Genomic DNA, 10,848 nt, shown 5'->3' on the forward strand with positions numbered 1-10,848 from the left:
ATAGTTTTGCAACAGCCCCTATTAATTTTCATTTTTTGCTAGATAAGCATCTATAAAGCCCTGGATATCGCCATCCATTACAGCTTCTACATTTCCCATCTCATAATTTGTCCTGTGGTCTTTGACCATGGTGTAGGGTTGGAAAACATATGATCTTATCTGGCTACCCCAGGCAATTTGTGAATATTTGCCTTGGATATCTTCTATTTTTTCTCTTTTTTCTTCTTCCTTAATCTGGATAAGTTTTGATAGAAGAAGCTTCATTGCAGTTTCTTTATTTTGCATTTGGCTTCTTTCAGCCTGACTTGATGCGACTACTCCTGTTGGAATGTGGGTTATCCTTACGGCTGAGTCAGTCTTATTGACGTGCTGGCCGCCTGCCCCACTTGCCCTATAGGTGTCAATTCTTAGGTCTGATGGATCGATTTCTATTTCATTATCATCATCAAGCTCTGGAAAGACATCCACTGATGAGAAGGATGTGTGACGTCTTGACTGGCTATCAAATGGTGATATCCTTACTAGCCTGTGAACGCCTTTTTCTGCCTTAAGATAGCCATAGGCGTAAGGGCCTTGGATATAGAGGGTCGCAGACTTGATTCCGCCTGCTTCCTCATTGTTTATATCCTGGACTTCTACCTTGTATCCTCTTTTTTCGGCATATCTGGTATACATCCTATAAAGCATGTCTGCCCAATCTGTTGCTTCAAGACCTCCTGCACCAGCATTTATTGATAGGTAGCAGGAGTTTTTATCATACTCACCATCTAGTTGGGTCTTTAGCTTCATCGATTTGATATCTTTTTCAAGCTTTTTGAGGTTATTGTCTACTTCTTCTAAAGTTTGAATCTCATCTTCATCGCTTAATTCAACTAGGCCAATCAAATCTTCATTATCTCTTAGGCTTGCTTCTAGCTTTTCATAATCTTCTAGGTCGCTTTTCTTATCAGATAAGTCTGCCATTATCTTTGATGCCCTATCTGAATCATTCCAAAAATCTTCTTTGATTGATTCTTTTTCTAGGTCTGCGATTTCTTTTTTAAGACCAGCTGGGTCAAAGACTATCTCCGATTAAGTTTAAGATTTCGCTTAAGTTTTTGATTTCTTCTTTTAGTTCAAATATTTCTCTCATCTTATCTCTTTACATTTGATTTTGAAGCTTCACGTTCTAATCTACGACGTTCTGCCCTGTTAAGATTTGCCTCATCATCTGAATTATCTAATTCTTCTAGACTTTCATCTTCTGGAACTAGGACTTGTTTTCTTTGGATGTTTTGTCTCATTTCAACATTCATCATAAACTTAACTGTGTCTTCTTGGATAGATCTAGTCATCTCTTCATACATGTCGAAACCTTCGTTTGTGTAGGCTCTTACTGGATCTTCTTGACCCATTGCCCTTACACCGATTTCTTTTCTCATTTGATCCATAGCATCTATGTGATCCATCCATTTTTGATCTATTACCCTTAGAAGGATTACTCTTTCTACTTCTCTCATAGCTTCAGGGCCAAATGTTGCCTCTTTGTCAGCATATTTTGCAAGAGTTGCTTGGGTTATATATTCAATCAAGTTTTCTTGAGTATATGAATTAATATTTTCAAAGTGTAGTTGGGTTACTGGTACTCCTAGTCCGTTTAGGTAGTTTAGAAGGGCAGTCATTTCCCAATTTTCTGGTTTTACTTGTGGGTTGGTAAAGCTAAATACCGCTTCTCTTATGATATTTTTGATCATATCAATTATAGTTTCTTTCATGTCTTCGCCCATAAGAACTTCACGTCTTTCGTTGTAGATTATAGTTCTTTGTTTGTTCATGACATCATCGTATTGTAAGACTCTCTTTCTTGTTGCGAAGTTGTTTGCTTCTACTCTTGTTTGAGCCTTTTCGATTGATCTAGAAACTAATTTTGAAACTATTGGTTCATTTTCATCAAAGTTGTATGAATCAACAAATTTAGCTACTGCTTCACCACCATTTAGTCTGATTAGGTCATCTTCTAGTGATATGAAGAATCTTGACTTACCAGGGTCACCTTGTCTACCTGAACGTCCTCTTAACTGGTTATCTATACGTCTTGATTCATGCCTTTCTGAACCAATTATATATAGGCCACCAACATCTATTACTTCTTTTTCCTCAGCCTTTATTTCAGGTCTAAAGATATCTTTGTAGTGTCTATATTTCTTTCTGATATCAAGAATTTCTTGGTCATCTGTAGCTGAGAAAGAATCAACTTCTTCTAATAATTCTTCAGAAGTTCCCTCTCTTCTTAGCCTTTGTTTGGCCATGAAGTCTACGTTACCACCAAGGGTTATATCTGTACCACGACCAGCCATGTTGGTTGCAATTGTAACTGCACCTAGACGACCTGCTTGAGCAACAATTTCTGCTTCTCTTTCGTGGTTTTTAGCGTTTAATACTGTGTGTTTGATGCCAGCTTTCTTTAGGGCATCTGATAATCTCTCACTTGCTTCAATTGAGATAGTACCTACAAGAATTGGTTGACCTGTTGCGTGAACCTTGTTTATTTCGTTGATGATAGCATTGAATTTACCACGTTCATTTATATAAACATAGTCTACATCATCGACCCTTTGTACTGGTCTATTTGTAGGAATTTCTACTACGTCAAGTTTGTAAATTTCATCAAACTCGTCTTCTTCTGTCTTTGCAGTACCTGTCATACCTGAAAGTTTATCATACATTCTAAAGTAGTTTTGGAAGGTAATTGTAGCTAGAGTCTTGCTTTCTGCCTTAACTTCTACACCTTCTTTTGCTTCTATAGCTTGGTGAAGACCATCTGAGAATCTTCTACCTTGCATGATACGTCCTGTAAATTCATCTACGATTTCTACTTCGCCATGGTTTACAACATAGTCAATATCCCTTGTCATTGTTGTATTTGCCTTAAGGGCGTTGTTGATATAGTGAGATAGCTCTAGGTTTTCAGAGTCTGATAAGTTTTCGATACCAAAGAATTGTTCAGCCTTCTTTGTACCTTTTTCTGTAAGGTTTGAAGTTTTTCTCTTCTCATCTACTAAGAAGTCTACATCTTCTACCTTAAACTCCCTATCAAATGGGTCTATATCAGCATCCTCATTAGGATCGATTATCCTACCTTCAAGGGTTTGAATAAATTCATTTGCCTTTTGATAGGTATCTGTTGATTCATCGCCTTGGCCTGAGATAATAAGTGGTGTTCTAGCCTCATCTATAAGGATTGAGTCAACCTCATCGACTATAGCGTAGTTTAAGCCACGTTGTACCATGTCATCTTTGTAGATAACCATGTTATCTCTTAGGTAGTCAAAACCAAATTGGTTGTTTGTACCATAGGTAATATCAGCGTTGTAGTTTTCTTTTCTTTCGCTATTTGTAAGTCCGTAAATAATACAACCAACACTTAGACCAAGCCATGTATGAACTTTACCCATCCACTCTTGGTCACGCTTAGCTAGGTAGTCGTTTACTGTTACTACGTGGACACCCTTTCCTGAAAGAGCGTTAAGATAAGATGGAAGTGTTGCTACAAGAGTCTTACCTTCACCTGTTTTCATCTCTGCTATCTGTCCATTATGTAGTACAATACCACCTAAAAGCTGTACAGGATAATGTTTCATACCTAATACCCTGTCACTTGCTTCTCTAACAACAGCAAATGCTTCTACTAAAATATCATCTAATGTTTCGCCGTTTTTTAATCTTTCTTTAAATTCTACTGTTTTATGTTTTAACTGATCATCAGTTAACTTTTGCATATCTTCATCTAGTGCTAGAATCTTATCGACAATCTTTTTATTTTGTTCGATTTCTTTTTGACTAAATGACTTAAATAAATTAAATAATGCCAAATTTTTCACCTTCCAATTCTTTACTTATCCTACCCTTATTATACAAAATTTCAATCATTGCTAAGCTTTAAGTCTGTAAATATATCCCATCTTTATTTGATGAAAATACCTTGTAAATTTTCCGTAAAATAAATAATAATTATTATAGTCCACTATTTATTATATAGGCTTAATTTACATTATTCAATAGGAGTTTATAATAATATAAAAAGGACCCGAAGGTCCTAATTATTTTTTATATATGTTATAAATAAATCTCAAAGATTTATAAAAATCATTTAGTTGGTACTATCATACCATAGTCGCCCTTTCTTCTCTTGTAGACGACTCTAATTTCCATATCACTAGCATCTTGGTAAACAAAGAAATTATGATTCAATAGTTCCATTTGAAGAATAGCTTCCTCAGCACTCATTGGTTTGACAGGGATAGATTTTTCTCTAGCAATTTTGATTTCTTCTTCATCTTGCTTTTCTTCATCAGATTCATATAAATCTAATGCCTCAAATTTGATTGATTCTCCTGTCTTCCTGTCTCTTTGTAGTCTTGTCTTATGCTTTCTGATTTGTCTAACTAAGGCATCTATAACCCTATCGATAGCATTTTGGTAAGACTGATCCGCTGCTTCTGCACGAAGTATTGTGCCATTGTCTAAAAATACAGTAGCCTCCACCTCAAAATCTACACCTTCCTTAGCAAATTTCAAATCAAGCTCTTCTTCTTCGTGGAAGTATTTATCTAACCTATCAAATTTTTTCTCAGATTCTCTTGTGATGTCATCTGTTAGATTAAAATTCTTAGCTTTGATATTTAGTTTCATAATAACCTCCTATTGTCTTTTTATTTATATACCCACAAACCTTTTCCTCTAATCTTTTTTTTATTTTATCGTATAATATAAATATAATTTACAAAGGAGAATTTATGACTGAAATAAAAGATATTTTAAGCTACGACTTTCTTTCAGAATTAGTAGTTTCTAATGATGGCAACAAAATCGCCTATAAAAAAACTAAAGCAAATGAAAAAGACAATAAATACGACACAGATCTTTTCGTCTATGATAAGAAATTAGAAAAATCATACAGGCTAACAGATTCTGGAGACAATCCTATTTGTAGCTTTGACAAAGAAAATAATCTAATCTATAAAAGATATACTGATGATAAAACTGATAGCTTCTACATCTCAGATGGGGCTGGTCTTGGAGAAGAACTCTTTAAACTAGATCTTGATGTCAAATCCATCAAATGGCTAAGAGATGACATTTTCCTAATTTCTGCAAGCAAGAAAAAATCAAAAGAAGAAAAGGAGACAGATAAGGAAAATTCATACTTCAAAGAACTAACCACCCTTCCCTTCTGGTTTAATGGAGTAGGTTTCTTAAAAGATTCCACCACCTATTATTATCTTTACAGGCTTTCTGATAAGTCCCTTACAGAAATTTTAAAATCTGATAAAGATAATAGCGTAGGCATCCTTGATATAGATGACAATATTGAAAAAATCGTCTATACAAGAAATCATGAAGATTCAAATAGGGTCATGGAGTTTCTTGATTCTATAATTCTAAAAGATTTAAAAACCGGCGAGGAAAAAATTCTAAGCGAGAAATCTCACTCAATTTATACAATCAAATTTTTAGAAAATGAAATAGTTTTTGTAGGAAGTGATTTAAAATCAGGTGGAATAAATGAGGACTGCTTCATTTACAAAATAGATGGTGAAGGAAAAATCTCAAAAATAAATGACGATGATTTTGACAAGTCCTTTGGCAATTCTATAGGAACTGACGCTAGATTTGGGGCAGCTAAGACCTTCCAAGTCAAGAATAATAGGCTATACTTTGTAGTAACAGAAAAGGAAGAATCCAAGCTTTATTCAATAAACTTAAAGGGTGACCTCCGTTTAGAACTTGATGGTTGTGTAGAAGATTTCTCTGTTACAGATGATGATATATATTATCTAGAAATGGCAAAAGATAGCCTAGCTGAGCTTAAGGAAAAATCTACTGGCAAAAGCTTGGTTGAAAATAAAATCAAAAGCCCTGTCTACCCTATAGAAGAATTTAGTTTTGAATCTAATGGTGACACCCTAAAAGGCTATGTCCTCTTGCCAAAAGACTTTGATAAAAATAAAAAATACCCATGTCTACTTTCTGTTCACGGCGGACCAAAGACAGAATTTTCTGACATCTTCCACCACGAACACCAGACCTTTGCGTCAAATGGATATATAGTAATCTATACCAACCCACACGGCTCAAGCGGAAATGGGGTCAAATATTCAGACATAAGAGGTAAATATGGCGATATCGATTTTTCTGATCTTATGAATTTCACAGACCTTGCCATAGAAAAATATCCACAAATCGATCCTGATAGAATGGCTATTTATGGCGGATCCTATGGTGGTTTTATGACCAACTGGGCAATAGGACACACAGATAGGTTTAAGGCAGCTTGTGCCCAAAGGTCAATTTCAAACTGGACTAGCTTTTATGGGGTAAGTGATATCGGCTATTATTTTGCAACAGACCAAACTGCATCAAACCCATACGATAGCCTTGATAAAATATGGGACCAATCCCCAATCAAATACGCTGATAAGGTAAAAACCCCAACCCTCTTTATCCATTCAGACGAAGACTACCGCTGCCCACTAGAGCAGGGCCTACAGATGTATAATAGGATTAAACTAAATGGAGTAGATACAAAGATGTTCCTATTCCATGGAGAAAACCACGAACTATCCAGATCTGGTAAGCCAAAGGCAAGGATTAAAAGGCTTACAGAAATTAAAAACTGGTTCGATAGGTATTTAAAAGATGAAGATATCAAAGAGTAAAAGTAAAGATTTTATAAAAAATCTAATAAATAGGCTCAAAGAACACGATATAATGACCTACTCGGCAGCCCTTTCCTTTTATTTCCTGCAAGCCTCCATCCCATTGATGATGGTAGTAGTGCAGGCAATATCAACCTTTCTAAAGGGCAACGAGACAGTCATTTATCAATTTTTGGACCTATTTCCAAAGACAAGTGCAGATTTAATCCTAAGAGCCCTAAATATAATAATTGAATCTAGCCAATCTGCAGCAGTCACAACCCTAACAGTGATTTTCGCCCTATGGTCAGCCACAAGCGGGGTAAATAAACTAATCATGGCCATAAACCACGCTTACGGCCTAAGTCATCAGTCAAAGGCCATCAAGCAAAGACTAATGAGTATTGTCTTTACAGTAGTATTTATTGTATTTATAATGTTTCTCTTAATCTTTCAAATTTATGGACCGCAAATTTTAAATATTTTAGACCACAAAATAATTGGTACAATAAGTAATTTCTTTGGCAGTGATGTGGAGGCAATCATTGAGTTTCTATCATCGCCAATCTTTACCATCCTAACCCTAGCTGTCCCATTATTTTTGATGTCAGCAGCCCTTGGCATATTTTATAAGTATGCCCCAGGAAATTCAGAAAATAGGATACCCTTTAAGCAAGCCCTTGCAGGTGGTGCTTTTACAACCATAGCAGTCTATGTAACTAGCTTTGCCTATGCTTTTTTTACAAATAATTATTCAAATAAATCCCTAATCTATGGAGCCCTTTCTGGAATCCTAGCCCTCTTTATTTGGCTACTAATCGTATCAGCCCTGCTCATAGTGGGAGCCGAAGTCATAGCAGCCTTTAGGGAAGGCTACAGAGACGAATATTTTGCCAAAGATTTAAATGAAGAGGATGATAAGGAAAGTGTCATAGACAAGGCCTTTGAAGCCATAAAGGAAAAAATACATGAAAAGTGAGTTCAGGAGATTTTTCCTAAATCTCAGACGAGAAATGGATGATAAATATATAAAAAATATGTCAGATAAAATTTGTGAAAATCTCCTTAAATCTGAAATTTATAAGGATAGCCAAACAATCTTTGTCTATGTGTCCATGGCAAAAGAAGTGGAAACAAGAAATCTAATAAAAAAAGCCCTAGCAGATGGCAAGGATATCTATGTGCCAAAGATTATAGATAGACAGATGAAGGCTTGTAAGTTAAATGACCTAGATGACCTTGAGCTTGGACTTTTTGGTATTCCTACAAGTAGAGATAATGACTTTATAGAAAATCCAGACCTAACTATCACCCCTGGCCTATCTTTTGATGAGGAAAAAAATAGGCTCGGCTATGGTGGCGGATATTATGACAAGTTTTTCGCCAAAAATAAAACAATAAAAGCAGGGCTTATGATTTCAGATTTTCTATCCATAAAGCTTCCGATAGAAAATACTGATGTCAAAGTAGATTTTATAATCACAGAAGAAAAAATTTACTAGATCAAATCCCTAATTATCAAGCTTTATTTCATACTTGCTAAGATTTTGTTAAAAATATATTTGACATAATAAAAAAAACTATGTATAATCGAAACATAGAAAATAGACTATGAGAAGAAAAGTAGATTTAATCAAGCACACCTAGAGAGACTACGTGTGGTGAAAGTAGTTTGGCAAGATTAGATTGAAAATGGCCTTTGAGTTTCTTATCCGATATTTAAGATAAGACGGATTCGCCCGTTATAGCGATAGGGTATGCTAGTACCCGATGAGTTATTAATTGTGAAATTAATTTGAAATTAAGGTGGTAACACGTGGCAAAGCCTCGTCCTTTACAGGACGGGGCTTTTTTTATTACGCATTACCTACATGGAATATTTTCTAAGGCGCCTAAAGTTAGAATGTAACAAAAATTAGAAAATTATTAAAAGAGGTATAAAAAATGTCAGAAAGATTTTTAATTGTAGGATCATTACTTAGAAACGAAGAATTACTAAAATATAAAAGAGAAATAGAAAAAAGAGATGATATATCATATCCTTTCTACGATGACTTTGAAGGATATAAGGAATGTGAAGATAAGGCTGTAGAAGAAGTAGTAGAAAAACAAATCGCAGCAGGCCTTACAGAAGTAACAGATGGTGAATATTCTAAATCCCTATGGCATCTAGACTTTGTTTGGGGACTTAAAGGCGTAGAAAGATATATCAGAGAAAGCGGATATTTCTTTGAAGAAAAAGATTGTTGCAGCAAATTTGAAACCAGACGTGATATAGGCCTTAGATTTGTAGGCAAACTATCAGGCAAAAACCACCCATTCATAGACCATTTCAAAAGACTAAAGAAAATTGTAAATGGCAGGGCAGCCATCAAACAATGCATCCCTTCCCCATCTCACATCTTTGGTGAAGCTATTGGATTTGGATTTTTAGAAGACTCTTATTATAAATCAGAAGCAGACTTTGAAGCTGACCTCATCCAATCCTACAAAGAATTTTTGGATGATTTTAAAGCCGCAGGTGGTGAAATTGTCCAATTTGACGATTGCCTATGGGAACAATTTGCAGATGAGGCTGAAAATGCTCAATTTGATGGCAAGGCAAGAAATGAGAAAAACCTAGCCCTAGCAGAAAAGTATATAGCCATAAACAACGAAGTCATCGACTATGGTCACAAGCTGGGACTTAAGGTCTACACCCACAACTGCAGAGGCAACTACGCATCTCGCCACTTCACAGATGGTTCTTATGATTCAATAGCAAATCTCTTCTTAAAGAAACAAAACTACGATAGGTTCTACCTAGAATGGGATGATGAAAGAGCAGGCAGCCTAGAAAGCCTCAATGCCCTAAAAGATAAGGACTGCGAGATCGTCCTAGGCTTCTTATCATCAAAGACAAACACCCTAGATGATGAAGAAAGATGTCTAAAACTCCTAGAAGAAGCCAGCCAGATAATAGACAAAGACAGACTCTACCTCTCCCACCAATGCGGTTTTGCATCATGCGATAATGGTAACGAACTAAGCGAACAAGAACAATGGGACAAGATTGCCCAAGGCCAAGAAATCGCCGCAAAATTCTGGAGCAAATAAAATCACTCCTTACTTATTAAATCTCTCCTTGTTATATAAAGAAAACTCGAGCTAAAACTCGAGTTTTTCTTTACCTAATTTTCTTCTTTTTTTCTACTAATATATAAGGCACCTGTTGATCCTACTAGAGTACATACAATACCAGCTACTGATTCTACACCTGTTTTGACGTTAGGTCTGTTAGTTTTTGGTATTTTTATAGAATTATTAGCCTTATTTTTCTTTCCATCTATCTTAGAGCTTTCCTCTTTAAGCTTAGGATCTTCTGCTTTAGTCTCAGATGGATCATTTGCTTTGGTCTTATCTGAATCTTTTGTACCTGGATTATCAGGATTTTTCTCCTCTGGAAGCTTAGATTCATCAGAAGATGGAGTCTTTGGATTAGTTTCTTCAGGACTTTCAGGGGTATTAGGTTTATCCTCAGGTGTACCTGGGGTTGTACCACCTGGCTGTGTGCCAGGATCTGTGCCTGGATCTGTGCCTGGCTTTGTACCTGGGTTTGTACCTGGATCTGTACCTGGCTTTGTACCTGGGTCTGTACCTGGATCTGTGCCTGGCTTTGTACCTGGGTCTGTACCTGGTTTTGTACCTGGTTTTGTACCTGGATCTGTGCCTGGCTTTGTACCTGGATCTGTGCCTGGATCTGTACCTGGTTTTGTACCTGGGTCTGTGCCTGGCTTTGTACCTGGATCTGTGCCTGGTTTTGTACCTGGGTCTGTGCCTGTACCTGGATCTGGATCTTTGCCTGGGGTTCCCGGAGTTGTTGGTTTATATTTTGCTGTTACTGTTGTATTTTCGTTTACTGTAATCTTATCTCCAACTTTTTTAGCTACTCCATCTACTTCCCAGCCTGCAAATTCTTGGTTTTCTGGTGGAGTAAAGCCTTCACTATCTGGTAAGGTGTATTCGCTGCCTTTGGCTACGGATACTTTATCTTTGTTTCCGCTTCCTTCGCCTTTGTCGAAGCTTACATCTACCATGAGTGGTTTATATTTTGCTGTTACTGTTGTATTTTCGTTTACTGTAATCTTATCTCCAACTTTTTTAGCTACTCCATCTACTTCCCAGCCTGCAA

At 36.3% G+C, this 10,848-nt stretch carries 7 protein-coding genes, 1 pseudogene and 1 other annotated feature; of the genes and pseudogenes, 4 read left to right on the top strand and 4 right to left on the bottom strand.

What is annotated here, in order from left to right:
* Positions 1–21: 21 nt before the first annotated feature.
* From prfB to hpf, 3 genes are all read right to left on the bottom strand, one after another.
* Positions 22–1,132 (bottom strand): peptide chain release factor 2 gene (gene prfB / locus NH286_RS07635; protein WP_106460698.1). Its coding sequence is split into 2 segments (ribosomal slippage): positions 22–1,056 and positions 1,058–1,132, totalling 1,110 coding nucleotides; the frame shifts between segments, so codons are not numbered across the junction.
* Between the two features lies 1 nt (position 1,133).
* On the bottom strand, positions 1,134–3,851 hold the full coding sequence (gene secA, locus NH286_RS07640; RefSeq protein ID WP_265212874.1) for a preprotein translocase subunit SecA: 2,718 nt from the start codon (positions 3,849–3,851) through the stop codon (positions 1,134–1,136).
* 274 nt (positions 3,852–4,125) lie between these two features.
* Positions 4,126–4,671 carry a ribosome hibernation-promoting factor, HPF/YfiA family gene (hpf, locus tag NH286_RS07645; RefSeq protein ID WP_106460700.1) on the bottom strand — a complete coding sequence of 182 codons (546 nt, stop codon included), beginning with the start codon at positions 4,669–4,671 and terminating at the stop codon, positions 4,126–4,128.
* Positions 4,672–4,775: 104 nt separating this feature from the next.
* Here hpf and NH286_RS07650 point away from each other — a divergent pair, with 104 nt between their 5' ends.
* From NH286_RS07650 to NH286_RS07665, 4 genes are all read left to right on the top strand, one after another.
* A complete protein-coding gene (locus NH286_RS07650) occupies positions 4,776–6,698 on the top strand; it encodes an alpha/beta hydrolase family protein (RefSeq protein WP_265238011.1) in 1,923 nt (640 codons plus the stop codon).
* Positions 6,679–7,656: a YihY/virulence factor BrkB family protein gene (locus NH286_RS07655; RefSeq protein WP_106460702.1), complete on the top strand. Its 978-nt coding sequence runs from the start codon at positions 6,679–6,681 to the stop codon at positions 7,654–7,656. The genes NH286_RS07650 and NH286_RS07655 overlap by 20 nt, the downstream gene beginning before the upstream one ends.
* A complete protein-coding gene (locus NH286_RS07660; protein WP_265238014.1) occupies positions 7,646–8,179 on the top strand; it encodes a 5-formyltetrahydrofolate cyclo-ligase in 534 nt (177 codons plus the stop codon). The genes NH286_RS07655 and NH286_RS07660 overlap by 11 nt, the downstream gene beginning before the upstream one ends.
* Before the next feature lie 100 nt (positions 8,180–8,279).
* Positions 8,280–8,515 (top strand) — a binding site (T-box leader).
* Positions 8,516–8,621: 106 nt separating this feature from the next.
* Positions 8,622–9,773: a 5-methyltetrahydropteroyltriglutamate--homocysteine methyltransferase gene (locus NH286_RS07665; RefSeq protein WP_265238016.1), complete on the top strand. Its 1,152-nt coding sequence runs from the start codon at positions 8,622–8,624 to the stop codon at positions 9,771–9,773.
* Between the two features lie 74 nt (positions 9,774–9,847).
* On the opposite strand, the pseudogene NH286_RS07670 reads toward NH286_RS07665, so the two are convergent.
* A pseudogene (locus NH286_RS07670) lies at positions 9,848–10,848 on the bottom strand (hypothetical protein); the annotation flags it as partial.

It is taken from the genome of Anaerococcus sp. NML200574 (assembly GCF_026131665.1).
Taxonomy (GTDB): domain Bacteria; phylum Bacillota; class Clostridia; order Tissierellales; family Peptoniphilaceae; genus Anaerococcus; species Anaerococcus kampingae.